Source organism: Hyphococcus sp. (genome assembly GCF_965267305.1).
GTDB lineage: Bacteria > Pseudomonadota > Alphaproteobacteria > Caulobacterales > Parvularculaceae > Hyphococcus.
The window spans coordinates 896,905-920,719 of the sequence record NZ_OZ253945.1; the positions used below are offsets into that span (position 1 = coordinate 896,905).

The 23,815-nt window shown below is 60.6% G+C and carries 25 protein-coding genes; 9 read left to right on the top strand and 16 right to left on the bottom strand.

The genetic code is table 11. The features are described from left to right. Positions 1–140 precede the first annotated feature (140 nt). A complete protein-coding gene (locus tag ACQY5P_RS04215) occupies positions 141–590 on the top strand; it encodes a phasin family protein (protein ID WP_428409596.1) in 450 nt (149 codons plus the stop codon). Positions 591–609: 19 nt separating this feature from the next. Then, positions 610–1,119: a PH domain-containing protein gene (locus ACQY5P_RS04220; RefSeq protein WP_428409597.1), complete on the top strand. Its 510-nt coding sequence runs from the start codon at positions 610–612 to the stop codon at positions 1,117–1,119. A gap of 9 nt (positions 1,120–1,128) precedes the next feature. On the opposite strand, the gene ACQY5P_RS04225 is transcribed toward ACQY5P_RS04220, so the two are convergent. Both ACQY5P_RS04225 and ACQY5P_RS04230 read right to left on the bottom strand, forming a co-directional pair. Continuing rightward, positions 1,129–2,505 carry an L-serine ammonia-lyase gene (locus ACQY5P_RS04225; protein ID WP_428409598.1) on the bottom strand — a complete coding sequence of 459 codons (1,377 nt, stop codon included), beginning with the start codon at positions 2,503–2,505 and terminating at the stop codon, positions 1,129–1,131. A 197-nt stretch (positions 2,506–2,702) separates the two neighbouring features. After that, positions 2,703–3,455 (bottom strand): competence/damage-inducible protein A, encoded by a 753-nt coding sequence (locus ACQY5P_RS04230; protein WP_428409599.1) that lies wholly within the window; start codon positions 3,453–3,455, stop codon positions 2,703–2,705. A gap of 173 nt (positions 3,456–3,628) precedes the next feature. Between ACQY5P_RS04230 and ACQY5P_RS04235 the strand changes: the two genes are divergently transcribed. After that, entirely contained in the window at positions 3,629–3,898 is a 270-nt protein-coding gene (locus ACQY5P_RS04235; protein WP_428409600.1) for a type II toxin-antitoxin system Phd/YefM family antitoxin, read from the top strand. A 373-nt stretch (positions 3,899–4,271) separates the two neighbouring features. On the opposite strand, the gene ACQY5P_RS04240 is transcribed toward ACQY5P_RS04235, so the two are convergent. Beyond that, positions 4,272–5,633, bottom strand: coding sequence for a TadE/TadG family type IV pilus assembly protein (locus ACQY5P_RS04240; protein WP_428409601.1), 1,362 nt, complete (start codon positions 5,631–5,633; stop codon positions 4,272–4,274). A gap of 174 nt (positions 5,634–5,807) precedes the next feature. Between ACQY5P_RS04240 and sfsA the strand changes: the two genes are divergently transcribed. Genes sfsA through ACQY5P_RS04265 form a run of 5 tightly spaced genes read left to right on the top strand, consistent with a single transcriptional unit; the run spans position 5,808 to position 10,228 of the window. Next, the gene (gene sfsA / locus ACQY5P_RS04245) at positions 5,808–6,533 is read left to right on the top strand and encodes a DNA/RNA nuclease SfsA (RefSeq protein ID WP_428409602.1); all 726 of its coding nucleotides are present in this window, start codon (positions 5,808–5,810) and stop codon (positions 6,531–6,533) included. After that, the gene (gene map / locus ACQY5P_RS04250) at positions 6,530–7,375 is read left to right on the top strand and encodes a type I methionyl aminopeptidase (RefSeq protein ID WP_428409603.1); all 846 of its coding nucleotides are present in this window, start codon (positions 6,530–6,532) and stop codon (positions 7,373–7,375) included. The genes sfsA and map overlap by 4 nt, the downstream gene beginning before the upstream one ends. Before the next feature lie 8 nt (positions 7,376–7,383). Next, complete coding sequence (gene radC, locus ACQY5P_RS04255; protein WP_428409604.1) at positions 7,384–8,112, top strand: RadC family protein; 729 nt, start codon at positions 7,384–7,386, stop codon at positions 8,110–8,112. Positions 8,113–8,124: 12 nt separating this feature from the next. After that, positions 8,125–9,051: a 1-phosphofructokinase family hexose kinase gene (locus ACQY5P_RS04260; RefSeq protein WP_428409605.1), complete on the top strand. Its 927-nt coding sequence runs from the start codon at positions 8,125–8,127 to the stop codon at positions 9,049–9,051. Between the two features lie 58 nt (positions 9,052–9,109). Then, the gene (locus tag ACQY5P_RS04265) at positions 9,110–10,228 is read left to right on the top strand and encodes an endonuclease/exonuclease/phosphatase family protein (protein WP_428409606.1); all 1,119 of its coding nucleotides are present in this window, start codon (positions 9,110–9,112) and stop codon (positions 10,226–10,228) included. 136 nt (positions 10,229–10,364) lie between these two features. On the opposite strand, the gene ACQY5P_RS04270 is transcribed toward ACQY5P_RS04265, so the two are convergent. From ACQY5P_RS04270 to ACQY5P_RS04280, 3 genes are read right to left on the bottom strand one after another with little or no spacing between them, the layout of a single operon-like run. Further along, on the bottom strand, positions 10,365–11,366 hold the full coding sequence (locus tag ACQY5P_RS04270; RefSeq protein ID WP_428409607.1) for an isoaspartyl peptidase/L-asparaginase family protein: 1,002 nt from the start codon (positions 11,364–11,366) through the stop codon (positions 10,365–10,367). 56 nt (positions 11,367–11,422) lie between these two features. Continuing rightward, on the bottom strand, positions 11,423–13,135 hold the full coding sequence (locus ACQY5P_RS04275; RefSeq protein ID WP_428409608.1) for an ATP-binding protein: 1,713 nt from the start codon (positions 13,133–13,135) through the stop codon (positions 11,423–11,425). Continuing rightward, complete coding sequence (locus tag ACQY5P_RS04280) at positions 13,122–14,021, bottom strand: sensor histidine kinase (protein WP_428409609.1); 900 nt, start codon at positions 14,019–14,021, stop codon at positions 13,122–13,124. Before ACQY5P_RS04280 ends, ACQY5P_RS04275 begins: the two co-directional genes overlap by 14 nt. A 218-nt stretch (positions 14,022–14,239) precedes the next feature. Between ACQY5P_RS04280 and ACQY5P_RS04285 the strand changes: the two genes are divergently transcribed. After that, positions 14,240–16,021, top strand: a complete 1,782-nt coding sequence (locus ACQY5P_RS04285) for a potassium/proton antiporter (RefSeq protein ID WP_428409610.1) — start codon at positions 14,240–14,242, stop codon at positions 16,019–16,021. 3 nt (positions 16,022–16,024) lie between these two features. On the opposite strand, the gene ACQY5P_RS04290 is transcribed toward ACQY5P_RS04285, so the two are convergent. The 10 genes from ACQY5P_RS04290 to ACQY5P_RS04335 all read right to left on the bottom strand — a co-directional run bounded on the left by ACQY5P_RS04290 (position 16,025) and on the right by ACQY5P_RS04335 (position 23,815). Next, positions 16,025–17,935: a cation:proton antiporter gene (locus ACQY5P_RS04290; protein ID WP_428409611.1), complete on the bottom strand. Its 1,911-nt coding sequence runs from the start codon at positions 17,933–17,935 to the stop codon at positions 16,025–16,027. A 23-nt stretch (positions 17,936–17,958) separates the two neighbouring features. Continuing rightward, positions 17,959–18,735, bottom strand: a complete 777-nt coding sequence (locus tag ACQY5P_RS04295) for an enoyl-CoA hydratase (protein ID WP_428409612.1) — start codon at positions 18,733–18,735, stop codon at positions 17,959–17,961. A gap of 28 nt (positions 18,736–18,763) precedes the next feature. Next, positions 18,764–19,357 carry a GTP cyclohydrolase I FolE gene (folE, locus tag ACQY5P_RS04300; RefSeq protein ID WP_428409613.1) on the bottom strand — a complete coding sequence of 198 codons (594 nt, stop codon included), beginning with the start codon at positions 19,355–19,357 and terminating at the stop codon, positions 18,764–18,766. A gap of 8 nt (positions 19,358–19,365) precedes the next feature. Beyond that, entirely contained in the window at positions 19,366–20,502 is a 1,137-nt protein-coding gene (locus tag ACQY5P_RS04305; protein WP_428409614.1) for a bifunctional 2-methylcitrate synthase/citrate synthase, read from the bottom strand. Between the two features lie 17 nt (positions 20,503–20,519). Further along, complete coding sequence (locus tag ACQY5P_RS04310; protein WP_428409615.1) at positions 20,520–20,846, bottom strand: antibiotic biosynthesis monooxygenase family protein; 327 nt, start codon at positions 20,844–20,846, stop codon at positions 20,520–20,522. Positions 20,847–20,953: 107 nt separating this feature from the next. Next, positions 20,954–21,286: a hypothetical protein gene (locus tag ACQY5P_RS04315; RefSeq protein ID WP_428409616.1), complete on the bottom strand. Its 333-nt coding sequence runs from the start codon at positions 21,284–21,286 to the stop codon at positions 20,954–20,956. Positions 21,287–21,457: 171 nt separating this feature from the next. Beyond that, positions 21,458–22,369: a methylisocitrate lyase gene (gene prpB, locus ACQY5P_RS04320; protein WP_428409617.1), complete on the bottom strand. Its 912-nt coding sequence runs from the start codon at positions 22,367–22,369 to the stop codon at positions 21,458–21,460. Positions 22,370–22,374: 5 nt separating this feature from the next. Continuing rightward, the gene (locus ACQY5P_RS04325) at positions 22,375–22,845 is read right to left on the bottom strand and encodes a hypothetical protein (RefSeq protein ID WP_428409618.1); all 471 of its coding nucleotides are present in this window, start codon (positions 22,843–22,845) and stop codon (positions 22,375–22,377) included. 23 nt (positions 22,846–22,868) lie between these two features. Then, positions 22,869–23,357 (bottom strand): DUF3291 domain-containing protein, encoded by a 489-nt coding sequence (locus ACQY5P_RS04330; RefSeq protein ID WP_428409619.1) that lies wholly within the window; start codon positions 23,355–23,357, stop codon positions 22,869–22,871. Positions 23,358–23,395: 38 nt separating this feature from the next. Further along, complete coding sequence (locus tag ACQY5P_RS04335) at positions 23,396–23,815, bottom strand: nuclear transport factor 2 family protein (RefSeq protein ID WP_428409620.1); 420 nt, start codon at positions 23,813–23,815, stop codon at positions 23,396–23,398.

Here is a 23,815-nt window from a genome sequence, read left to right on the forward strand (position 1 = left end):
CGTTCGGGCTCGCCGGAGCCGCGGCGATGAGGGCCCGCGCCCCGCGCACTCCGTGCGGTTGATCCAGGTCAACATTCCCGTCACACGGGTCTGCTACAAGGGTTAACATCCATGACGCGTCATCCATTGGAGGTTTTCCCATGACCAAGCCCGTGAAGCCTGAGGCGGTGAAAACAGACGCCGGAACACACGACGTCACGCCCTTCCCGCTGTTCGATCCCGGCGATTTCGCCTCCGCCGGGGCGCGCAATCTCGATTTCGCGACGCGCGCGGCCCGCGCCTCTTTCGGCGGCGCGGCGCAGCTCGGCTGGGAAGTCGTCGGCTTCGTCAATATGCGCCTCGCCAAGGACATCGCTGGCGCGCAGAAAGTGATGACCGCCAAGACCAGCCACGAGGCCTATCACGAGCAGGCGTCTTTCGTGGAGCAGGCGCTGCGCGATTACGCCGACGCCGCGTCGAAATGGCTGCATATCGCGGCGGATGTGGCGAACCATACGCTCGAGCCCCTTGAGGCGCGCACCGAAGAAGTGCTCGAGGAGCTCGACGAGCGCGGGGCGAGAGGCGAAGCCCGCTCGGAAGCCGTGGCCTAAGGCGGCGCGGGCGGGCGTCATGGCTTATGTGAAAAAGACGCTCGCGCCGGGCGAGGAGTATCTTTACCGCGCGCATTTCAACTGGACCTATGACGTCCAGAGCTGGTTCTGGCTCGCCTTTTCCACGATCCCCGCCGGCATGTGGATCGAAGCGTCGGCGCGTCATTTCTTCGTACACGAACCATTCGGCCACGCCTTTCTGTTTTTCGCCGGCGCGGCGTTCATGCTCGGCGTCCTGATCTGCCTGCGGCGCTATATTCACAAATGGACGACGGTGATCGCCGTCACCTCGGTGCGGCTCATCCTCAAGACCGGGATGGTGGCGCGGTCGAGCCATGAGGTGATGCTCGACGAGATCGAGGAAGTGCTGGTCGTGCAGACATTTTTCGGCCGCATCCTGGGCTATGGCACGCTGAAAGTGCGCGGCACCGGCGCCGCCGTCGTTGAATTTCCGGTCATCGGCAGCCCCATGCGCGTGCGCCGGGAAATCGAAACGGCGCTGATCCGCGCGCGCGGTCTTGTGAAATAACGGGCGCCATCAGCATTCGACGACGTTCACCGCGAGGCCGCCTTCCGACGTTTCCTTGTATTTGCGCGACATGTCGATGCCGGTCTGGCGCATGGTCTCGATCACCTGATCCAGCGACACTTTGTGTTCGTCAGAGGCGCGCAGCGCGAGCCGCGCGGCATTGACGGCTTTGACGGCGCCGATGGCGTTGCGCTCGATACATGGAATCTGCACGAGACCGCCGACGGGATCGCAGGTGAGGCCGAGATTGTGCTCCATGCCGATTTCGGCGGCGTGCTCCACCTGGCCCGGCGTTCCGCCCCAGACGGCCGCGAGCCCGCCCGCCGCCATGGAGCAGGCGACGCCCACCTCCCCCTGGCAGCCCATCTCCGCGCCGGAGATCGAGGCGCGCTGTTTGTAGAGCATGCCGATCCCTGCGGCGGTGAGGAGAAAGACGCGGATCTGCGCGATGTTTTCGCCGTCGACGCAGCAATAATGTTTGAGTACGGAGGGAATGATCCCCGCCGCGCCATTGGTCGGCGCGGTGACGACGCGCCCGCCCGCCGCATTCTCCTCATTCACCGCCATGGCGTAGACATTGAGCCAATCGAACAATTGTTCGCGCTCATTGGCGAGCGGCGCTTCAACGAGTTTCGCATAAAGCGACGGCGCGCGGCGTTTGACCTTCAGGCCCCCCGGCAATTCGCCGCGCGTGTTCAAGCCCCGTTCGATGCAGTCGCGCATGGCGAACCATATCTTATCGAGCATCGCCTCGGTCTCGGCGCGCGGGCGGTGATCGTCTTCGTTCTCGAGGATGATCTCGTGCAGGGCCATGTTCCTGTCCCGCGCTATGGAGAGAAGCTCCGCCGCGCTGGCGAACTGATGGCGGCCCTCGCGCGCGACGGCGATCAGGTCGTCTTCCGCCGGCGCGGTCAACTGCTTTTCGCTGGCGATGAACCCGCCGCCAACGGAGTAATAGACCTGCGAGAAGATATCGGCGCCGTCTTCGGCGTAGAGCGTCAGGCGCATTTCGTTGGGATGCACCGTCGGCACAATATTGCCAAGCAAATGAATGTCCGCCTTCGGATCGAAGGCGATCTCCGGTCCCTGATGCAAGGCGAGGCGCTTCTCGGTTTTGACGCGCTCGAACGCCCGCTCCGCCTCATCGGGATCGGTGGCGTCGGGCTCGAAGCCGAGCAGCCCGAGGATCGTCGCCTTGTCCGTGCCGTGGCCGATTCCGGTGAGCGCCAGCGAGCCGTGGAGATCGACCCTCGCCCGCGCGGCTTTTTCAAGCGCGCCCGCGGCGTTCGCCTCATCGAGAAAGCGCCGGGCGATGCGCATGGGCCCCACAGTATGCGACGATGACGGGCCGATGCCGATTTTGAAAATGTCGAAGACGGAGAGCATTCATCTATCCGGTTTGCGCTGCCTTAAACCTCCCCCTTGAGGGGAGGTCGAAAACCCTGCGGGTTTTTGGGTGGGGGTTATTCCATTCCCTCAACTTTTTGCTTGGCCTATCACTTCATACCCCCCTCCCGAAATCAAAGATTTCGGCCTCCCCTCAAGGGGGAGGCGGGGCGCAGCGCCTCTGCCAAATAATCGCTTCATTTCCTGTCTTCCATCTGAGGCTCAAACCCGAGCGCGCGCATGGCGGCGGCGACGGCGTTGATCGCCTGCTGCGCTGTCTCCGCGTTCGGGGAGCGGGCGACAATCGTGACGCCCATTTCGTCGCCATCGATGGGATAACTCCCGAGCGTCACATTCTTCAGCGCCGCCTGAATGTCGCGCAACTGTTCGGCAAGGGCGGATTCGGGCAGGCTGCGTGCCGTCGCGGCGAAGGAATGAATAACCGCGCCTTTTTCGATCTCTCCTTCGATGGCGTTGAGCATCGCCTGAAAGATCCGCGGCACGCCGGCCATGACGAAGATGTTGCCGATCCGAACGCCCGGCGCGCCGGAGACCGGATTGTCGATAAGTTCGGCGCCTTCGGGCGTTCGCGCCATGCGCATCCGCGCCGGCGTCGCCTCAATCCCGCGGCCTTTATAATAAGCGCGCACCATGGCGGCGGCCTGCGGGTGTTCGATGACCGGCACGCCCAACGCCGCAGAGATGGCGTCGACAGTGATGTCGTCATGGGTCGGGCCGATGCCGCCCGAGGTGAAGACGTAATCATAGCGCGCCCGCAGCGCGTTCAGCGCGGCGCCGATCATCTCCGCATCGTCGGGCACGACCCGCGCCTCCATCAGCGCGACGCCGCGTTCGGTCAGCCAGCCCGCCAGATAGTGCATGTTGGCGTCGCGGGTGCGCCCCGACAAAAGCTCGTCTCCGATAGCTAAAATGGCGGCTGTTTTGTTCATGGTCCTGTCCGGTTTTTCCGGCGATCTTGTATGGCGCGCGGCGGGTTTGCGCAAGATGCATTATTCGCACGCCAAGACCGCGGGAGAAGTTGATTTCTTATCATCGCCTGCCTTGAATTTCCTCCGTGTACTTCTTTTATGTTTTTTGTTGTAAAGAGTATGAGGAAAAGATCATGTATGAAGTCACCTCTCATGAAGCGTCCCGGAAATTTGGCGAGCTCATCGCGCGCGCCAAAGACGAGCCCGTCATCATTACGCGCTATGGCCGGACAGCGGCGGTGCTTGTCTCCGGTTCGCAGTATCGTTTCTATAACGAACTTCTGAAACAGGCGACGCGGCGCGAAATGTTCAACGCTGTCTCCGCAGCGGAAGCCGCCTGCGCCGCAGACGAACGAACGGCCGTGCGCGCGCTTCACAAACTGCTCCGCCCGTTCCGGCGCTGATCTCCGCCGCCAATTTCCACCCGCATATTTGCTGGCCTTGCGGCCCATCTGGCGCCATTTGACATATTCTGCTCCAACCTTTTCTCCAATCTCTCGTGCGTCATCCCTTGCGCTGCACGGCATATGATGACGCGCTGCAGACACGCGACCCCCATGCGTCAGAGTCCTGGACCTGCACTGCATCATTTCTATGCCGCTATACGTCCGGGGTGACGCGGGAGGATGACTTTAACCCCGCAGCGAATGCGGGGGATAACTTTGCACCAACACTGGGAAATATTGAAGAATTCAACATTTATGTTGAATTTTTGGGCAGGCGATTCCCGCTATAGGGGCAAATCTTCGCCGCAAAAGTTTTGGCGAAACGGCGCCCCTACTCCCGCAGGTACACCGTATTGCCCACGGGACCGACGCCCTCAGGCACAGGAACATCGGTGCCGGCATAATCGGCGTTAAGAACCAGCGTCGGATTGCCCGACATACTGAGCTTCTTCGCAACGATGGCGGTGTAGGCGGACTGGTCCGCCACGGGCAGAAGGCTCGCCACCGCCAGGGTCCCGCGCGACAAATAAAATGTGCCGAGCAGCACGCGCGCATCGTCGGAAAGAATGTAGTGCGTGCGGTCCGCTGGCGCATTGCGATCTTCGAAAAAGAGAATGCCGGCGAGCGGTCCGTCTTTCGGCGCCGTCAGGCTGATCACCGCCTCGGGGCCAAAGTAAAAAGTAGCGTCGTCGCCAACAAGATAAAACGAGACATTCTCGCCCGACAGCTTGCCGCTGAGACCAACTAGCAGGGGACCATCTTTGATAACATAAATGCCCGGATTAAGCTCGACATTTGCCAATGTGCCTATAGTTAGACCTCCGCAATAAACGCCGGGATTAAGTGTATAAGTTGTCTCACTGAGACCTGCGCCATTAATAAGCTTGTTGACCTTGCCGCCCCCATGCCCTTTTGCAGCGGCCGATATGAGATTAGTCGAAACATTGGCTGCCGCGCTGACGACGTCTTCAATCATGTGTCCATAAACGGCGTCCACTTCATCGCAGACGCCGACGGCGGGCGCTTCGCGTTCCGACAAGGGGTCAGCATAATGGGGGCAATCAAGCGTGGGAAAAGGCGCATAGTTATGCACATTGCCATAAGCGCCGCCCGCCGAGCAGATAAGGCCCGCCTCGATTTTGGAATTGCCGCTCGATACGACGCCCTGTGTCGATTTGGAGTTCGACATGATCGAGCATTCGTCCGCGAGCAGCTTGGAATTGGTCGTGGCGGAAACGGCGCCGTCGCCGGTCCTTTCGAGGGCGACGACGCAGACATTCATGCCGCCATGGGCCACCGCCGTCGAGGTGATGTCGAGCGACTGTTTGAAAGGCTGAAACTTGTTGAGAAGAAGGGCGTCCGCCGGCGGCGACGACAGATGGACGGAGACCTCGCCTTCCAGCGTGTTGACATTGATTTCGGTGGCGAGCGAAGGGAATCCGTAAGCCGCCGCATAACCGCTGTCGATGACATTGTTGATCACCGCCTTGACCTGAAACTCCGTCGCATTGGCGAGCAGAAATTCGCGCGCGCCGCGCGTCGCGAGCGTATCCGCAAGCTCTTTCAGCTTTACGCGCTGATTGTTCCAGTTGAAAAAATCAACGGCGCCGCCCGAGAACATCAGAACAACGGGCATCAGCATCGCAGTCAGAATGGCGACATTGCCATTCCGGTTTTTCAAAAGTCCGGTCATAGACGGCCTCCAGGGCCTCGGCGTCTTCTCCCCCGCCGTGTCCTAAATATCCGCCTGGAAAGATAAAAATGTCTTATTTAGATTGGTTAACAAAGAAAATACTCCCGGATTTGCAATTTTACGAAAAACCATTCAATTCACCAACTAACATCAATGACGGATTGAGATTTCTGGATGCGCTTGCCGGCGCCGCTGGTTAAGGGGCGGCTAAAAAAAAGATACAAACGCTTCCTTGCAGACGTCATTCTCGACGACGGGCGCGAGGGGACGGCGCATTGCGCCAATCCCGGCTCCATGCTCGGCGTCGCTATCGAGGGCGCGCCTGTCTGGGTTCATGAACATGGCGATCCGAAGCGCAAGCTCGCCTTTTCCTGGGAGCTGGTGGAGGCCGGCGGAACGCTGATCCCGGTGAACACCACCAACCCCAACCGCATCGTTCCGGAGGCGATCGCGCGCGGCGTCATCCCCGAACTCGCAGGCTATGCGGATATCGCCCGCGAGGTGAAATATGGCGAGGCGAGCCGCATCGATCTCCTGCTGACCGGAGCCAAATCGGGGAAAGGGCGGAAAAAGCACTGCTATGTGGAAATCAAGAATGTCCACCTGTCGCGCGAGGCGGGCCTGGCGGAATTTCCCGACAGCGTCACCAAACGCGGCGCGAAACATCTTGAGGAGCTCACGCGCGTGGCGGCGGAGGGCTCTCGCGCCGTCATGCTGTTCGTCGTCCAGCGCTCGGACTGCCGCCGCTTCGCCCCGGCCGCCGATCTCGACCCCGGATACGCCAAGGCCTTGAAACTCGCAGCCTCGGCGGGGGTTGAACTCCTGTGCTATGATTGCGAAATCACAACTGCAGAGATTGTCCTGCGCAAGGCGCTGGAGATCGAATTGGAGCCCCGATGACCGAAGCCATTCTCGACGAAGACGACATCGTCCGCCCCGGCGCCATCAAGCTGCATCCGCCGGAAGATTTCGAGGGCATGCGCCAGGCGGGCCGCCTCGCCGCGTCCTGCCTCGACATGATCGCGGAGCATGTGCAGCCCGGCGTCACGACCGGCGCGCTCGACGATCTCATTCGGGAGTTCGTTCTCGATCACGGCGCCCTCTCCGCCACCATCGGCTACAAGGGCTATCGACATGCGAGCTGCATCTCCTTGAACCATGTCATCTGTCACGGCATTCCCGGCGACAAGGTTCTGAAGAACGGCGACATCATGAATATCGACGTCACCGTCATCGTCGACGGCTGGCATGGCGACACAAGCCGCATGTATTTCGCCGGCGAGCCCAAGGTGAAGGCGCGCCGCCTCGTCGATGCGACCTATGACGCGATGATGGCCGGGATCGAGACCGTCAAACCCGGCGCGACCCTGCGCGACATTGGCCGCGCCATCCAGACCGTGGCGGAGGGCCAAGGCTTTTCCGTGGTGCGCGATTTCTGCGGCCATGGCCTCGGGCGGGTGTTCCACGACGCGCCTAATGTCGTTCATTATGCGGAATATCGCGACCGCTGGGGCGGCGTGCATGAAGCCCCGGATACCGAATTGCGGCCCGGCATGTTCTTCACAATCGAACCCATGATCAATGAAGGCAAACCGGACGTGAAACTCCTCAAAGACAACTGGACCGCCGTCTCCCGCGACAAATCCCTCTCGGCGCAGTTCGAACACTCGATTGGCGTCACCGAAACCGGGGTCGAGATTTTCACAAAATCGCCCAAGGGCCTCGACCGGCCGCCTTATTGATGAGACGCATGTCTGCGGCCAGCAAAAACTCCGAGTCTGCGGACAAATCCGCTGCGAACCACGCCCCCGATCACGCAAAGGGCCATCGCGAACGCCTGCGCGCGCGGTTCAAGAAGGCCGGCGTCGACGGCGTTCAGGATTACGAGCTTCTGGAACTCATTCTCTTCCGCGCGATTCCGAGGAAGGACGTCAAGCCGCTGGCGAAGGAACTGATCGCGAAATTCGGCGGCTTCCCGCAGGTTATCGCCGCACCTGTGGAGCGCTTGATGGAAGTGAAAGGCGTCTCCGAAAATGTGGCGCAGGAGCTGAAAATCGTCCAGGCGGCGGCGATCAAGCTTTCCCAGGCGCGGGTGCTGAAGCGCCCGGTCATTTCCTCCTGGGACGCGCTCCTCTCCTATTGCCGCGCCGCCATGGCGGACGAAAAGACAGAGCTCTTCCGCATTCTCTTCCTCGACAAGAAAAACATCCTCATCGCCGACGAAGTGCAGCAGCGCGGCACCGTGGACCATACGCCGGTTTATCCGCGTGAAGTGGTGAAACGCGCGCTCGAACTCGGCGCCTCGGCGATCATCCTCGTCCATAATCATCCGTCCGGCGACCCGACGCCGTCGCGCGCCGATGTGGACATGACCAACCAAATCGTAAAAGCTGCGTCAGCGCTCAATATTCGCGTGCATGATCATCTTGTGATCGGCCATGACAAACATGCGAGCTTCAAGTCGCTCGGCCTCCTTTAAGGGACGCGTCCCATGACCCGCATCATCACCCTCACCCCCAATCCGGCGCTCGACTACGCGGTCACCGCGGAGTTCGTGGAGCCGAACCGCAAGCTGCGCTGCCGCGATCCGAAAATGCATCCCGGCGGCGGCGGCATCAATGTGGCGCGCGCCTGCTCGCGGTTCCATGCGCACACGCTGGCGATCTTCACCGCCGGCGGGGTTTACGGGGATGCGCTTGTCAAGTCGCTCGCCAATGAGAATGTTCCCATGCGGATGATTCCCATCGCCGGAGAGACCCGCCTCGCCTTCCATGTTAAGAACGCGCAGGAAGACAACGAATACCGCTTCAACCTGCCTGGCGCGGAAATGACTGAAGACGAGATCGACCGCTTTCTGACGGCCGTGCGCGAGGAAGCCGATCCTGGCGATTTCGTCGTCGCGAGCGGCAGCCTGCCGCCCGGCGCGCCGCAAGACTTCTGGGCGCAAGCGGCGCGCGTTACAAAAGACCGGGGCGCGCGCTTTGTGCTCGATTCCATCAGCGGCCTCGACGCGGCGCTTGAAGAAGGCGTCTACATGCTGCGCCAGAACGAGCACGAATACGAAGCGATTTCCGGCAGGAAGCTGAAATGGCCGGAGGAAATCGAGGCCTACGCCAAAGGCATCGTCGAAAAGGGACAAGTGCAGGCGATGGTGGTGAGCCATGCCGGCGACGGCTCGCTGATGGCGACGAAAGACGGCGTCTTCACCGCGCCCTCTTTCAAGGTGAAAGCCTCGAGCGCCGTCGGCGCCGGAGACAGTTTCGTCGGGGGGCTGTTGACGGCGCTGGCGCGCGGCGACGACGAAACCGAGGCCCTGCGCTTCGGCATGGCGGCGGCGGGCGCGACGCGCATGAGCGAAGGCACCGCGCTTTTCGATCCCGCCGACGTCAAGAAGCTCATGGCGTCGAAGCCGGCCTGACCCCAAAATTGTCATAGAATCGTGACTAGAATACTCTTTCCATCAGGGGAGAATATTCATGCCATATTACAACGATCTTCGGCCCGACAGTGATTTGAAGAAAAAGGGCTTTGCGCTGGTTTTTCCGGAAATGCGCGATGCGGAGAAAATCCGCGCCATCGACAACATCCTTGCGCTCAAAAACGGTCTCGACAATCTCATTCCGCCGCGGCGGACGGACCAGACCATCCTGATCGCAAGCTGGAACATCAAGGAATTCGGCCACACCACCCAGCGCCTGCCTGAAGCCTATTTCTACATTGCGGAAATTATTTCGCGCTTCGATCTCGTGGTGATTCAGGAAGTGAAATCGACCCTGCGCGATCTGCATATCCTCATGCGCCTTCTCGGCAGCGAATGGGAGTATGTGGTGAACGACATCACCAGCGGCGACGACGGCAATTCCGAACGCAGCGCCTATGTCTTCAACTCGGCGCGCGTGAGATTGTCGGGTACGGTCGGCGAACTCGTTCTCTGGCCCGCAATCACCGAAGGCGCCGCGATCAAGCAGCTGAAGCGCACACCCTATCTCACCGGCTTCAAGGCGGGATGGAAGGAATTCGGCCTTCTCTGCCTTCACCTCCAGCCCGGCAGCAAGAAAGCCGATGTCGATTACCGCCGCGAGGAAGTGTCGCTTCTGCTCGCCGCGCTCAGGGAGAAGATGAAAGAACACTGGACATCGAGCCTCGTCATCGCCGGCGACTTCAATTTCTACAGGGGCGACGACAAGGATGACGGCGCGGTCGGGCTGTTCACCGAGGCGGGCTACTACGAGGTGGACAGCCTTATCGGCCTCGACACCAATGCGTCGAAATCGGAAGCCTATGACCGCATGTTCATCCGTCAGAATGAATATTTCCGCGTCGTCAAACGGCCCGACGGGCGGATGAATGGCGGCGTCTTCGATCCGTTCCAGTTCGTCTATCGCGATGAGCAGACGCAGGCCTATGCCGATGAAATGGTCGAAGACTATACGGGCGAGAAAGACATGACCGACCCGGCGAACCAGGCGCCCTATTACAAACACCCCTGGCGCAAGAACCAGTTGTCGGACCACTTCCCGATATGGTTCGAACTTGAAATCGACAGCTCCGTAGACTTCCTCGAAAACAAGCGCGAAGCCTTCGTCGAAGAATAACTATTCTAGGGCATCGGGCGATAAAGCTGCATCATCTCTTCATCCTGAGGAGCCGCACTTTTGTGCGGCGCCTCGAAGGGCGAAGGACTTTTTGCCCTCAGGATGAAGAGATGATGCAGGTTGATTATCTGACGCCTTATTCTTCCTCGCCATAAATGGCGACCAATTCAGTGTCGGCGTTCTTGACGCCGCGGAACATGCCCTTGGAATTGAAGGTCATGGCGTAGGAGCCGTCCGGCGCCAGCACGATGACGCCGCCATCGGCGCCCATATCCTGCAGCCGGTGGTTGATGACGTCGTCGGCGGCCTCTTCGACGGTCTTGCCCTGATATTCGACCTGCGCGCAGATGTCCCGGGCGATGGTGAGGCGGATGAAATATTCGCCCCAGCCGGTGGAGGAGACAGCGCAGGATTTATTATCGGCGAAGGTCCCGGCCCCGATGATCGGCGTGTCGCCGACCCGTCCATACTTTTTCATCATCATCCCGCCGGTCGACGTCCCCGCCGCGAGATTGCCGTTTGCATCAAGCGCCACCGCGCCCACGGTTCCATATTTGAAATCGTGAAAGAGGGCCGCATCCTTGTCTTTCTTTTTTTCTTCCTCGAGCGCTTTCTTGTAAGCCGCCCAGCGATGCTCGGTTTTGAAGTAGCCCGGCTTCACCATCTCTAGACCATTTTCCCTAGCGAATTTTTCGGCCCCGTCGCGCGCGAACATCACATGCTCGGATTTTTCCATCACGGCGCGCGCCAACTTGATGGGGTTTTTGACGCGCGTGACGCCGGCGACGGCGCCGGCGTTCAAGGTCGCGCCGTCCATGATCGATGAATCGAGCTCGTTTTCGCCGTCGCGGGTGAAGACCGCGCCTTTGCCCGCATTGAACATCGGCGCGTCCTCCATGAGGACGATGGCCGCCTCGACAGCATCTAACGCCGCGCCGCCGCTTTCGAGCACCGCGTAGCCTGCGTTCAGCGCCTCGGTGAGTTTCGCCTGGAACGCCGCCTCCTCCTCCGGCGTGTAACGCCCCGGCGCCAGCGCGCCCGCCCCGCCGTGGATGACGATGGTCACTGGCGGGGGCCCGTCCTGCGCCATTCCCGGCGCAGCGAAGAAAAGAGCTATAAGCGTCAGAAAAATCCGCATGAATCGCCTCCCGTTTGCGCCATTGTGGTAGCGGAGGGAGGCGCGATCAAGGGCGCTTATTCAATGTCCGGCGTCAGCATGCGCTGGGCGCGCCATTGTTCGACGATGCGGTCGATGAAGCTGTTGTCCTCGATCTCCACCGACCAACCGTCGGTGAAGCTCGCGGTGAAGCTGCGCGGCACGGCGTCGGCGGGCAATGCATCGAAACGGATGCGGGTCGGCATGGGCACGCCCTCGCCCACCGCGATTGCCTCGCCCAAGCCGAGCGACGGCAGGCAGCTTAAGAGACTCGTCGAGGCGTCGGGCACGGCGGCGCGCAGCGCATCCTGATCCGCCTGATTGGCGAGGCGCATGGCGAAGATGGTGTTGCACTGGGAAAGGATCGTCGGATCGAGCTCCGTCGGACGCTGCGACGCGATCCACAGGGCGACGCCGGTTTTGCGGCCTTCCTTGGCGATGCGGATCAGCGAACGCCGCGTCGGCCCGAACCCTTCATTGGGATTGGCGGGCGCGTAACGATGCGCATCCTCGACGACGAGCGCGATGGGCGCCGCGCCATTGCTCCACAGGCCGAATTCGAAGGCGAGGCGCGAGACGACGGAGACGACGACCTGCACCACTTCGGTTGGAAGCCCGCCAAGCTCGATGATGCTCACCGGCTGGCCCTCCGCAGGGATGCGGAAAAGCTGGCTCAGCATTTCCTTCAGCGTGTCCTGAACCGTCAGCCCGCCGAACATGAAGGCGTAGCGCGCATCCTGGCTGATCGCATAGATGCGGGCTCTGAGACGTTTGTAAGGCCAGCCCGAGCGCCCGCTGTCCATCCCGCCAAGCGCCTTGTCGATAAGACTTAACAGGTCCGAAATGCGATAAGGCGTCGGCGTGTCGGCGGTGACCGCCGTGCTTTCGGTGCGCAGGCGGCTCGCCCGTCCGGAGCCGCCCATATTTATGCGTTTCGCTGCGGGCAGAAGGTCGGCGAGGATCTCGATCTCTTCGGAATCGCGCGAGCGGCCGGGATACAGCACTTCCACGAGTTCGTCGAAGGTCAGCATCCAGTATGGCAGGTTAAAGCTCGTCGGGTCGAACACAACGGCGCCGTCGCCGAAGCTTTTCGAATATTCGTTATGCGGATCGAGAATGACGATATGCGCATGGGGAAAGCGCTGCAGCACCGCGCGCAAGAGGAGCGCCATGGCGCAGGACTTGCCCGCGCCCGTGGTGCCGAGCACGGCGCAATGGCGCGAGAAAATTTCGTCTACATTCACCGTCGCCGGAATGGAGGCGTCCTGTTTGACGACGCCGACGCGCACGCTCGCGGCGCCATTGACCGCAAACAGCGCCGTCAATTCGTCGCGGGTCGCCACATGCACATTGTCGCCAAGGGTCGGATAGGCCGAGACGCCGCGGCGAAACCGCGCCGGGGCGTTGATGGTGGGCTTTGTAAACTCGCCGATCAGCTCGATTTCGATGATCCGCATTTCAGGGACCGCCGGATCGAGACTCGGCGCCGGGTTCGACATCGCGGAGACGAGGCCCAGCACAATATAAGAGCCGGCGTCGACGCTCATGATGGCGCCGATTTGCGGACGCGAGGACCGGTCGGAATCCGGCGTGTCTTCATCGAGCATCACCAGCGCGTGAGAGCCGGTGACGGAGATGACCGTGCCGACGCGCGGTTTTTCCTGAAACGCCATGTCGAAGGCTTCGGCGGTCGGCGCCGCCGCGCCCTTGCGGCTGAACGGCGATTTCTTGCGGGATTTATGCGGCGTCATGGTCTCGCTCCGCAATGTCTTCCGCGTCATCTTCATGGTGAGTTTCGCCGTAAAGCGCTTCTGCTTGCGGCAGGGAAATCCGCGCCAGCGTGCCCTGCCCCTCGCGGCTTTCGATGAAAAACCGCCCGCCCTGCATTTCCACAAAGGTTTTTGCGACCGCATAGCCGACGCCCGGCCCGAGGAACGACCGGTCGAGCCCGCGATGCAGCTCCTTGAACGCCTCGAGCGCCTCGGCGAGCTCGTCTTTTGTCAGGCCGTCGCCTTCATCGCGCACGGCGATTTCCGCCCAGCCCTGGGTATTCAGGCAAGCGCGCAGGTGTACGGCCCCGCCTTCATGACTCAGCTTCACCGCCGTCTGGATCAGATGGTCGAGCGCCTGCGCGAAGCGTTCCGGATCGCCCCAGCCGCAAATTTCATCCGTCTCCCGCTGGAGCTTCAATGCGACGCCCGCCGCCTCGGCGCGCACTTGCGCGCGTTTGACCGCGTCCTCCAAAAGGCTTGCGAAATCGATCGGTTCTTCGTTGATTTCAACCCGGCCGCTTTCCAGCGCCGCCACTTCGAGCAGCGTATTTATGTGGCCGAGGAGAAGATCGGCGGACTGAAGAATATATTCCGCGTAAGTGCGCTGCTGTTCGGCGCTGAGGCTGTAGTCCTCGCCGTCACGCAACATGGTCGCGAAACCGATAATCGCGTTCAGCGGCGTCCGGAGTTCATGGTTCATATTGGCGAGGAATTCAGACCGCGCCTTGATGGCGAGCTCCGCCTCGATGCGCGCGGCGCGCGCCTCCAGCTCCGCGCGGCGGCGGATCAGGAGTTCGCCCATGCGCGCGCCATATTCGGCGAGTCGCGAGGCTGATGATTGGTTTTTTCCGGTCAGCGCGGGCATGTCTTTTCCTCGCGCAAATAACTAGCGGGCAAGCGCTAACGCTGCGTTAAGCATTCACCGGCGACCGGAACCTTAAAAACTCATTAAATATACATTCAATTGCAACAATTCCGCACAGAGCGCATTGCCTTTCGCGGCGCTGCGCCCTTATTCATTATATATTCCATTCATTCGAAAAGGGGGCCGCTCTGACGGAGGTCATCTATCTGGCGATCTTTTTGGGCGCGGGGCTTGTCGCGCTCAGCACACTGACCAGCCTGGTGTCCCGGCGTATCGGCGCTCCCCTGCTTCTGGTGTTTTTGTGCATCGGCCTTCTCGCCGGAGAGGACGGTCTGCTCGGCATCGAATTCAACTCGGGCGGCGTCGCCTATTTCATCGGCTCCCTGGCGCTCGCCATCATCCTTTTCGACAGCGGTTTCGACACGCCCCTGCGCAGCTACCGCATCGCCGCCGGCCCCGCCCTCACCCTCGCCACCGTGGGCGTCGTCATGACCAGCGGGCTTGTGGGCGTCGCCGCGCATTATCTCTTCGGCATCGGCTGGATCGAGGGGATGCTCCTAGGGTCGATCATTTCCTCCACTGACGCGGCGGCGGTGTTTTTCCTGTTGCGGGCGGGCGGGGTGCGCCTGCGCGAGCGGGTCAAGGCGACGCTCGAAGTGGAATCCGGCGCGAACGACCCCATGGCGATCTTCCTGACGACCGTGTTCGTCGAACTTGCGGCGGCGCAGAATTCTCCGGGTTTCGGCGCGAGTTACGATTTCATCGCGGCTTTTGTTCAGCAAATCGGGCTGGGCCTTGTCATGGGCGCGGCCGGGGGCGTCGCCATCGCCATGCTGCTCAACCGGCTGCGCCAGCTCGATTCAGGTCTCTTTCCCATCACGGGCCTCGCCTCGGCGCTGGTGGTGTTTTCCCTCACCGGCCTTCTCGGCGGCAGCGGATTTCTCGCGGCTTATGTCGCCGGCGTTGTCGCCGGAAACCGGCGCCTGCGTTACGCCCATCGCATCCGCCGCTTTCAGGTGGGCATGACATGGCTCGCGCAGATCGGGATGTTCCTGACCCTCGGCCTGCTCGCAACGCCGTCGGAATTCGGCGAAATCGCGCTTCCCGCAATAATCCTCGCGCTGGCGCTGATTTTTTTTGCAAGGCCCCTTGCTGTCTGGCTGTGCCTGCTTCCCTTCCGGTTTCAGCGGCGGGAGACGGCCTTTGTAGGCTGGGTCGGCCTGCGCGGCGCCGTGTCGATCATGCTCGCCATTCTTCCCGTGCTGGGCGGCGTCGAGGACGGCAGAATTTTCTTCAACATCGTCTTCATGATGGTGATCTCATCGCTCTTGATCCAGGGCTGGACCATTGGTCTTACGGCGCGGCTTCTCAACATGCTGGCGCCGCCTGAGCCCGGCATTGTCGACCGCATGGAGCTTGAGCTGCCCGGCGGCGCCGAACTTGAACTCGTCCGCTACCGGCTCGATCCCGAAAGCACGGTCGCGCAAGGCGAACGCGTCCCGCGATGGGCGCGGCCGGTATTAATCATGCGTGACGGGCGCGCTTATTCCATCCACAGCTCCGGCCCCTTGCAGGCGGAAGATCAAGTTTATCTTTTCGCCTCGCCCAGACAGATCCCGGCTCTCGACAGCATTTACGCCAAGCCTTCGGCGCTCAACGACTCCAGCCTGCAAGGCGATTTCTTCTTCGGCGGCGAAGCTCGCTTCGCAGACATCGCGCGGCTCTACGGCTTGCCGCCTGTAGAAGACGCCGAGATGACCGTCGCCGAATTCGTCTCGCGGGAATTGCGCGGCCATCCCGTCGCTGGCGACCGCGTGCCAGTGGGGGCCGTCGAACTGGTGGTCAACGCCGTCGACGATCACGGCGCCGTCACCCGCATCGGGCTGGTGGCCGATCCGGCGGAAACCCGCATTCCGGAACTCTCCAGGAAAGCTTGGGACTTCATTGAACGCATTGGCGAAAAGCTTCGCGCGCTCATGCCTTACCGGAAAGCCGACTGAGTCTCAGGCGGATGCAGGTTTTTCGGAGCCTGTGCTTTTCGCGGCGGCATCCGCCTTCGCCTTTTCCGCCTTCTCTTTCGCTTTTTCGGTTTTCTGCTCCGAAGGCTTCGGAATATAGGCGAGCACCGTGTCGCCGATATCCGGTTTCAGCGGGACTTCGCGCGAGGCGAACATGATCTCGCCCTTGCGGATGATGAGGATGATCTCGCTGTCGCCCCCGAGGTCCTTTTTATATTGCTCGGGCGGATATTCTTCCGAGATTTTGGTGCGCTGGAAAATCCAGCCCGAATAATGACGCCGCACCAGTTCGTCGAGCGGCGCGCCCGAATGGAGGAAGGTCCGCCCCTGCAAAGTGTAGGAAAGCGCCTTCCTGTCTTCTTCGTCCTTGCCGCGGGCGTTCACCTGATAGATCGAGGCGCGGCCAAGCTCCGGCGCGAGATCCGTCGCCACAAGCGCGTTGTGGGCTTCGTTGCCGCCAAGCGCGAGGAGATAGCCGAAGCGGTTGAGGTCGACATGATGCTCCGTCACCTCGGAGAGGATCTCGCCGTAATAGGTCGGCACATTGGCGAGCCGCACGGGCCGGAGGCGCCGCCAGCTGGCGTCCGCCACGGTCACCGGGACTTCCATTTCTTTCAGCTTCGCAGCGAGCGCCGCCGAAAATGGCGAGGCCCCGACGATTAGAACGCCGGGGCGTTCTTTCGAGGCAAGGCCCAACGCTTTCGCCAGCGGCGAAATCGAAAAGCCGTGCAGGACGACGGTCGCAAAGACCATGGCGAAAGCCAGCGCAATCAGCTTGTCGCCGTCGAGATACCCGGCGGCGCTGAGCGAAGCGCCAAAAAAGCTCGACACGGCGACGGCGACGATGCCGCGCGGCGCGATCCACCCCACAAGCAGACGCTCCTTCCACGGCAGCCCGGCGCCGATGGTCGAGATGAACACTGTCAGCGGGCGAACGACAAACAGCATTACGACCAGGAACCAGAAAGCCGACCAGTCGAGCGAACGCAGGGACTCCATGGTCAGGTTCGCCGTCAAAATGATGAAGACGCCAGATACGAGAACAATCGTGATGTTCTCCTTGAAGAGGCGCAGATCGTTGATGCTGGCGATGCGCGAATTGGCGAGCGTGACGCCCATGGCCGTGACGGAAAGCAGTCCCGCCTCATGCTGCATAAGGTTTGCGAGTTCAAAGCAGATCAGCACCAGCGCAAGCAGGATCGGCGGCTTCAGATATTCGGGCGCCCAGCCGCGCCGAAACGCCGCCGCTGTAAACCGTCCGAAGGCGTAACCGAGACCAATCGCCAGCAAGGAAGCGAGGATCAGCGAGCTGATGATTTCCGTGGACGTGCCGCCATGATCCCCGATCAGCAGAAACTCATAGACGAGAACCGCAAGCAGCGCGCCCAGGGGATCGTTGATAATGCCTTCCCATTTGAGCAGCGTCGCCGGCCGCGGATTGAGTTTCGACTGGCGCAGAAGCGGGATGATGACGGTCGGTCCGGTGACGACCATAATGCCGCCGAAGAGAAGGGCCGCCTGCCATGTCAGGCCGGCGATGAGATAAGACGCGGCGGCCCCGAGAAACCAGGCAATGAGGACGCCGGGAAAAACGAGGCGCCGGACGCCGCGGGTCAGCCCGCGCAAATCGGAGAAGTTGAGCTGCAGGCCGCCTTCAAACAGGATGACGGCGACAGCGACAGCGATGAGCGGCTGGTAGAATTCGCCGAAGAGCGCCTCCATGGGCGGCGTTCCGGGGGCTGCGTCCGGCGCAGAAAACAATCCAAGGACCGGGCCGGCGATGATCCCCGCCGCCGCCATCAAAACAATGGCCGGCAGATGAAACCGCCAGGCGACCCACTGCGCGCCGATGCCGAGCGCGCCGATGATCGAGATGGCGAGAACGAGATTTTCCATGGCGTCTCCCCGTCTAGCGAACGCTAGCGGTTCTTGAACACCGGTTTGCGCTTCTCTGCAAAGGCGGCCATGCCTTCCTTCTGGTCTTCGAAGGCGAAGACAGAATGGAAAACCCGGCGTTCGAAGCGGACGCCCTCAGACAAGGTCGTTTCATAGGCGCGGTTGACGGATTCTTTCGTCAGCATGGCGATGGGCCGGGAAAAGCCGGCGATCTGTTTCGCAACGCGGATCGCCTCTTCTCTGAGTTCGCCTTTCGGCACGATGCGGCTGACGAGGCCGCAACGCTCCGCCTCCTCCGCATCCATCATGCGGCCGGTCAAACACATTTCCATGGCTTTCGACTTGCCGATAAACCGCGCAAGACGCTGCGTCCCGCCGGCGCCCGGCATCGCGCCGATGGAAATCTCGGGCTGGCCGAATTTGGCGTTGTCACCGGCGATGATGAAATCGCACATCAATGCGAGTTCGCAGCCGCCGCCCAGCGCATAGCCGTTAACCGCAGCGATGATCGGCTTCCTGGTGCGGCTCACCTCTTCCCAATTGCCGGTAATGAAATCTTCCTTGAAGACGTCGATATAGTCCTTGGACGCCATTTCCTTGATGTCGGCGCCGGCGGCGAAGGCTTTTTCCGAGCCGGTCAGCACCATGCAGCCGATGGCGTCGTCCCCCTCGAACGCTTTCACCGCATCGGTCACCTCGTCCATCAGCTGGCGGTTGAAGGCGTTCAGCGCTTCGGGCCGGTTCAGGGTGATGACGCCAACGGCGCCGTCGGTTTCCGTCAAAATGCATTCGTAAGCCATAAAATCGTTCTTTCTGACTGCTAAGTCGTCACTTGATGCCGATCAGCTTGATGATCTCTTCGCGCGCTTTCTGATCGTCGCGGAAGACGCCCATCATCCGGCTTGTGGTCATGGAGACGCCGGGCGTATTAACGCCGCGGGCGGTCATGCAGGCGTGACTCGCCTCAATCACGACGGCGACGCCTTGCGGCTCCAGCACTTTCTGGATGCAGTCGGCGATTTCCGCCGTCAGCCGCTCCTGCACCTGAAGGCGGCGCGCATAGGCCTGCACCACGCGAGCGAGCTTTGAAATGCCGACGACTTTGTCCGTCGGCAGATAGGCGACATGGGCCTTGCCGATGATCGGCGCCATGTGGTGTTCGCAATGGGAGTGAAACGGAATGTCCTTCAGAAGAACGATCTCGTCATAGCCGCCCACCTGTTCAAAAGTGCGCTTCAGGTAGGTTTCCGGGCATTCGTCGTAGCCCTGAAAATATTCGAGGAAGGCGTCGACGACGCGACGCGGCGTGTCTTTCAGTCCCTCGCGCTTCGGATCGTCGCCGATCCAGCGGATCAGCTCACGCACCGCCTCTAGCGCCCGCGCGCGCTCTTCCTCGCTTCTCGATCTCGACTCGTGGTCCATTGCGGCTCCTATCTTCCGGCCAGCGGCGTCACATCTCTTTGCGCGACGCCCGTATAGTTCGACAGCGGCCGGATGAGTTTGTTGTTGGCGAGCTGCTCCATCACATGGGCCGTCCATCCGGTGATCCGGCTTACAACGAAGATTGGCGTGAACATCGGAATTTCAAAACCCATGAGATAATAGGCGGGCCCGGCGGGGAAATCGAGATTAGGATAGATCCCCTTTTCCGCCACCATGGTCTCGTCGAGAATGCGGCTCATCTCCCAATAGTTTTTGGCCTCTTCGGTTCCAATCACATCGACCATTTTCTTGTAGGCGTCGGTCATGGTGGGCACGCGGCTGTCGCCGGAACGATAAACCCGGTGGCCGAAGCCCATGATCTTTTTCTTGGTGGCGAGCGCGTCGAGCATCCAGGCTTTGGCTTCCGCCGGCGAGCCCACCTCTTTCAGCATGTGCATCACCGCTTCGTTCGCGCCGCCATGGAGGGGGCCTTTGAGCGACCCGATGGCGCCGGTGACGGCCGAATAGATGTCCGACGTCGACGACGCGATGGTGCGCGCCGTGAAAGTCGATGCGTTGAAGGAGTGCTCAGCGTAGAGCGTCATCGAAATGTCGAAACATTTGATGACTTCCGGCGCCGGAACCTTGCCGAAACACATGTGAAAGAAGTTCTCCGAGAAGGCGAGGTCTTTCTTGGGCGCGATCGGCTCCTTGCCGTTGCGCAAACGGAAATCCGCCGCGACGATTTCCGGGATGCGCGCATACATGCGGATGGATTTTTCCATCAACCCTTCAGGAGAGGAGTCTTCCGTCGTTTCATCTTCCTGACCGAGAAACGACACCGCCGTCCTAAGCGTATCCATGGGATGCGCTTTTTTGTTGAATTTCGCCATGACGTCGAGCAGGTCGTCGGAAATCCCCCGCTCTTCTTTCTCGGCCTCGTTGAAGGCTTCGAGTTGCGATGCGTTTGGCAATTCTCCGTTCCAGATGAGATAGGCGACTTCTTCGAAGCGACACTGGGTCGCAAGGTCCTGCACCTTGTAGCCGCGATAGGTGAGCGAATTGATTTCCGGCATCACTTTCGAGATCGCCGTGTCGTCCGCCAGGACGCCCGCAAGCCCGTATTTCACTTCCGCGTCAGCCATTCTTTCGTCTCCTGACTTCATTTTTTCATCTCGTAAGCGCGCTCAACCTTTGCGACGCGCACGGTGTAATCATCATACCACTCGGCGCGGCCCTTGCGCTGCGCCTCAAGGTGGGCGGCGTTCTTCTTCCAGTTCGCGATCGCCGCTTCGGATTCCCAATAGGAGACCGTGATGCCGAGCCCATCTTCTCCCCTCGCCGATTCAATCCCCAGATAGCCCGGCATGGTCTTCGCCAGTTCGTCCATCTGCTCCGCCATGTCGGCATAACCGTTGTCGCCCGGCGTGCGACGGCTGGAGAAGATAACGGCGTAATATGGAGGTTGGGGAGCGCGCGAACTGATCATAATTGCGCGACCTTATGCTATATATTCAGCCATAAAAAAAGCCCGGACCAACCGGGCTTTTGGAACTGCCAGACAGGCAGGAAATCGGCCTTAACCGTAAAGGGCCGCTACTCCATTTTAGTGCCAAGACCGCCTTTATTATCTTGGAGGCTGGTGATGGCTCTGTTGGCTTCGGTCATGGTCTGGCGCCATTCCTCCGCCGTGCGGCAGTCTCGGGCGCGTCCTAACCGTGTTCCTGTGCTCTTTACTGTCTTGCAGACGATCTCATTCGGATCGTAGTCTGCATCGGACACGGCCACTTCTTTGCCATCCTGCTGAACGATGGCTTCATCGACCGCATCCCGCTTTTCCGCGAGCGTCATGGTATCCGTGGTTGCACAGCCTGCAGCAAGCGCCGCCAAGGCGAACGCTGAAATCGTAAGTCGAGCGAAATTCATCATGCCTGCCTCCAAATAACTATGGCGTCGCCCTGAAATGGTCCGCAGGCGTTGCCCCGTTCCAAACCCTACCCTCGCAGGCCGCAGCGGGCAAGACATGCAACTTCTTGTAATTACTCGGCAACCGCATGGAATTGCGGGGTTTTTGTTGCAAATCCTGCAAATTGGAGGGTGTTATTTCAAAGGCGTGTCCCCGACCTGGAAGTTGTAAATCGACTCATCGAACTTGTTATAGTCGTGATAGCGCAGGAGATCGTAGAGATCGCGGCGGTGCTGCATCTGATCGAGGATGCCGTTCTGATCGCCGTCCTTGAGGATAGCATCAAGCCCGCGGTCGCAGGCGCCCATGGCGAGACGCAAGGTGGTCACCGGATAGATGACGACATTGAAACCAAGATTTTCCAGCTCTTTCTTGTTCAACAGTCGCGACTTTCCGAATTCGGTCATGTTGGCGAGGATCGGAACGGAAATCGCTTTCCTAACCGCCTCGAATTCCTTTTCGTCTTTCATGGCTTCCGGGAAGATCATGTCGGCGCCGGCGTCCACATAGGCTTTCATACGGTCGAGCGCCTGATCCAGCCCTTCGACCGCGCGCGCATCGGACCGCGCAATCAAAACGAAGTTCGGATCGCGCTTCGCTTCCGCCGCCGCCTTCACGCGCTTCACCATGGTCGCCGTATCAACGACTTCCTTGCCATCAAGATGGCCGCAGCGTTTCGGCATCACCTGATCTTCGATGTGACAGCCGGAAAGCCCCGCCTCCTCCATGCTGCGGATGGTGCGCGCCGCCGCCATGGGCTCGCCGAAGCCGGTGTCGATGTCGATGAAGGACGGCAAATCCGTGACCCGCGCAATCTGTTGTCCGCGGTCGGCGAACTCCGTCATCGTCGCAATGCCGATATCCGGCAGGCAGAGATCGGCGGCCATCACCGCGCCGGAAATGTAGACGCCGTCAAAGCCCTTGCGTTCGATCATCTGCGCACAGAGCGGATTGAAGGCGCCTGGAAACTGCAACAGTTTTCCGGAGGCGAGGCCTTTGCGGAAGTCGGCGCGCTTCTCTGCAGCTGATTTTTTCGTGAAGAGCATAAGACTTAATCTCTCTGTTCGGTTTGACTTTGTTTAGCGGCGTCCCACGCCATGATGAAATTTCGGCCCTCTGACAGGGTCTGCCCTTCCAGGCGGCCATCGAGCCGAAGGCGCGCCGCATGGGCGTAAGAGCCCGTTCCGTCCGCTGTCAGCGCGCTGAAGATGACTTCGCCGCGATGAATAGTCGCCCGCGCAGTTGAGAAGGGCGTCCCGTAAAACGAGCCGGAAACATCGCCATTATCAAGGGCGATGATCTCCATCACGGTTGAGGACGGCTCCTGATCCGGATCATAATAGAGCTGCACGTCCCAGACGCCGATAAGCGCCTCAAGATCGGGCGTCTGCGTTGCAGACGTCTCCTGATGCGGCTGCCCCGCGCGCTCTGCGCCGCAGGAAACGGCGAAGAGGCAGCAGAACAGCGCGAAGACGATCTTGCCCGTTAATCCTGGCTGTCCTGTCGTCTTTATAAACATCATAAGAGGTTGCGCTTTCTGTGCACTCACGCCGCTGAGGGACGGCAACCATGGGTCTTGTGCATTTTCGCCTCACGCAGCCAATTCCAGCCGAACGCTTCGTCGCTGTCTCCGTTCTGGCGGCGCAGTTCCAGCCGTTGGAGCGCCTCATCCAAGGTTGGCTGATGACCTTCCGGCACCCACCACATGACGAAATGCATCTCGCCCATCACTTCGAACCACTCTTCACGGCGTTCGTAAAACTTGCGGTGAATAGTGCCCCAAACGAAACGTTCGAGACTCTCCACATCTTCCCAGACCGTCATGTTGGCGACGAACTGCGGATCGCCGCCGATCGCGTTTTCCGTATTGCCTTTGCCCGGTTCGCCCGAGCCTTCCATCATCCAGACGAAACCCGGCATCTGTTTGCCGAGACCGTTGATGCGGTCGAGATTGTCCATGAATTCCTTGACGCGCGGATCGTCGGTGGGGGCCAGCAAGCGGCCGACATTCAGTTCTGCAAGATGCATTTTCATCGCAAGCTCTTCATTTCACCGGACCCAGATAAGCGCGCCTATGCCTGTTTGTAAGAGTCGATCTTGCCCTCTAGCTTCGCGCCCATGGCCTGGCCGAGCGCCATCAGACCGCTTGCAGGCCGGATCATCACTTCGAATTCGGCGATGAGGCCGTCATCGTCGAATTTGATGAAATCTGCGCCTTTCAATTGCTTGCCGCCAATATGAGCGCTGAACTCAAGGGCGACGCTCTTGCCGTCATCGCTCGTGAATTGCCGATGATAGGTAAAGTCCTCGAACACCTTGATCACGGTATTGAGGACAAGCGTCAGCGCCTCGCGCCCGTGATAGGGCGTATGCGCCACGGGCGAGCGAAAGATCACATCCTCGCGAGCGATCTCCCCTACTTTTGAAAGGTCGCGCGAGGCGGCCATGTCGTGCCAGCGGGCGAGAGCCCTGACGGTGCTGTCGAGGGCCAT

Excerpts from the sequence above, each read along its gene's own strand:
- ACQY5P_RS04215 (WP_428409596.1), top strand. The coding sequence starts at position 141 with ATGACCAAGCCCGTGAAGCCTGAGGCGGTGAAAACAGACGCCGGAACA.
- ACQY5P_RS04220 (WP_428409597.1), top strand. The coding sequence starts at position 610 with ATGGCTTATGTGAAAAAGACGCTCGCGCCGGGCGAGGAGTATCTTTAC.
- ACQY5P_RS04225 (WP_428409598.1), bottom strand. The coding sequence starts at position 2,505 with ATGCTCTCCGTCTTCGACATTTTCAAAATCGGCATCGGCCCGTCATCG.
- ACQY5P_RS04230 (WP_428409599.1), bottom strand. The coding sequence starts at position 3,455 with ATGAACAAAACAGCCGCCATTTTAGCTATCGGAGACGAGCTTTTGTCG.
- ACQY5P_RS04235 (WP_428409600.1), top strand. The coding sequence starts at position 3,629 with ATGTATGAAGTCACCTCTCATGAAGCGTCCCGGAAATTTGGCGAGCTC.
- ACQY5P_RS04240 (WP_428409601.1), bottom strand. The coding sequence starts at position 5,633 with ATGACCGGACTTTTGAAAAACCGGAATGGCAATGTCGCCATTCTGACT.
- sfsA (WP_428409602.1), top strand. The coding sequence starts at position 5,808 with ATGCGCTTGCCGGCGCCGCTGGTTAAGGGGCGGCTAAAAAAAAGATAC.
- map (WP_428409603.1), top strand. The coding sequence starts at position 6,530 with ATGACCGAAGCCATTCTCGACGAAGACGACATCGTCCGCCCCGGCGCC.
- radC (WP_428409604.1), top strand. The coding sequence starts at position 7,384 with ATGTCTGCGGCCAGCAAAAACTCCGAGTCTGCGGACAAATCCGCTGCG.
- ACQY5P_RS04260 (WP_428409605.1), top strand. The coding sequence starts at position 8,125 with ATGACCCGCATCATCACCCTCACCCCCAATCCGGCGCTCGACTACGCG.
- ACQY5P_RS04265 (WP_428409606.1), top strand. The coding sequence starts at position 9,110 with ATGCCATATTACAACGATCTTCGGCCCGACAGTGATTTGAAGAAAAAG.
- ACQY5P_RS04270 (WP_428409607.1), bottom strand. The coding sequence starts at position 11,366 with ATGCGGATTTTTCTGACGCTTATAGCTCTTTTCTTCGCTGCGCCGGGA.
- ACQY5P_RS04275 (WP_428409608.1), bottom strand. The coding sequence starts at position 13,135 with ATGACGCCGCATAAATCCCGCAAGAAATCGCCGTTCAGCCGCAAGGGC.
- ACQY5P_RS04280 (WP_428409609.1), bottom strand. The coding sequence starts at position 14,021 with ATGCCCGCGCTGACCGGAAAAAACCAATCATCAGCCTCGCGACTCGCC.
- ACQY5P_RS04290 (WP_428409611.1), bottom strand. The coding sequence starts at position 17,935 with ATGGAAAATCTCGTTCTCGCCATCTCGATCATCGGCGCGCTCGGCATC.
- ACQY5P_RS04295 (WP_428409612.1), bottom strand. The coding sequence starts at position 18,735 with ATGGCTTACGAATGCATTTTGACGGAAACCGACGGCGCCGTTGGCGTC.
- folE (WP_428409613.1), bottom strand. The coding sequence starts at position 19,357 with ATGGACCACGAGTCGAGATCGAGAAGCGAGGAAGAGCGCGCGCGGGCG.
- ACQY5P_RS04305 (WP_428409614.1), bottom strand. The coding sequence starts at position 20,502 with ATGGCTGACGCGGAAGTGAAATACGGGCTTGCGGGCGTCCTGGCGGAC.
- ACQY5P_RS04310 (WP_428409615.1), bottom strand. The coding sequence starts at position 20,846 with ATGATCAGTTCGCGCGCTCCCCAACCTCCATATTACGCCGTTATCTTC.
- ACQY5P_RS04315 (WP_428409616.1), bottom strand. The coding sequence starts at position 21,286 with ATGATGAATTTCGCTCGACTTACGATTTCAGCGTTCGCCTTGGCGGCG.
- prpB (WP_428409617.1), bottom strand. The coding sequence starts at position 22,369 with ATGCTCTTCACGAAAAAATCAGCTGCAGAGAAGCGCGCCGACTTCCGC.
- ACQY5P_RS04325 (WP_428409618.1), bottom strand. The coding sequence starts at position 22,845 with ATGATGTTTATAAAGACGACAGGACAGCCAGGATTAACGGGCAAGATC.
- ACQY5P_RS04330 (WP_428409619.1), bottom strand. The coding sequence starts at position 23,357 with ATGAAAATGCATCTTGCAGAACTGAATGTCGGCCGCTTGCTGGCCCCC.
- ACQY5P_RS04335 (WP_428409620.1), bottom strand. The coding sequence starts at position 23,815 with ATGGCCCTCGACAGCACCGTCAGGGCTCTCGCCCGCTGGCACGACATG.